Source organism: Streptacidiphilus pinicola (assembly GCF_003258295.1).
Taxonomy (GTDB): domain Bacteria; phylum Actinomycetota; class Actinomycetes; order Streptomycetales; family Streptomycetaceae; genus Streptacidiphilus; species Streptacidiphilus pinicola.
The window spans coordinates 416-1,026 of the sequence record NZ_QKYN01000275.1 but is presented as its reverse complement, the minus strand read 5'-3'; the positions used below and the strand labels follow the sequence as shown (position 1 = coordinate 1,026).

The following is a 611-nucleotide window of genomic DNA, read 5'->3' as shown; positions in this document are numbered from 1 at the left end:
CCCGGCGGCCGCGCCGGTCACGGCTCGGCGCGTCGCCGAGCAGCCGCTGGCCGTCCTGCTCCCACCGGACCATCCGCTCGCCCGCCGCCGCCGGGTCCGCATCGCCACGCTCGCCGACGCCGGCTGGCTCGACGCGCCGGACGCCGCCGTCCCCCTCCCCGACCTGCGCGCCGCCACCGGCTTGGACGCCTTCCCGGCCACCCTCTCCCTCACCGGCCCGGCCGCCCCGACCCTCACCGCCTGCGTCGCCGCCGGCCTGGGCCTCGCCCTCGTCCCGACCCCGCCCGAGCCGCTCCCCTCCGTCACCGCCGTCCCCCTGAGCGACCCGGGCCTGCTCCACCGCACCGAGGCACTCTGGTCCGGCGCGCTGACCGCTCCGGCGCGGGTCTTCGTGGACGCGCTGACTGACGGTTAGCGCGCGGCGCGCCAGGTCTGGAGGCGGTGCCAGGCCTCCAGGCCGTCGGGGACGACGTCCCAGGTGGGGAGGGCGGCCGCCAGTTCGGACTCCGTCAGGAAGGCGTGCCAGGCGACCTCCTCCGGCTGGGGGGAGACGGTGACCGGGGTGGTGGCGCGGTAGACGGCGGAGAACCACTCGTGGTCGGCGCTGGTGT

Annotated in this window: 2 protein-coding genes; one reads left to right on the top strand and one right to left on the bottom strand. The window is 78.4% G+C overall.

Features of this window, described 5'->3' with window-relative positions; all coding sequences use genetic code 11:
* Positions 1 to 415: LysR substrate-binding domain-containing protein (locus DN069_RS39095; RefSeq protein WP_243640343.1), on the top strand; the 415-nt coding region annotated here is incomplete at its 5' end.
* On the opposite strand, the gene DN069_RS39090 is transcribed toward DN069_RS39095, so the two are convergent.
* The coding region (locus DN069_RS39090; RefSeq protein WP_481557193.1) for an NUDIX hydrolase at positions 412 to 611 on the bottom strand (200 nt) is incomplete at its 5' end. The genes DN069_RS39095 and DN069_RS39090 overlap by 4 nt on opposite strands.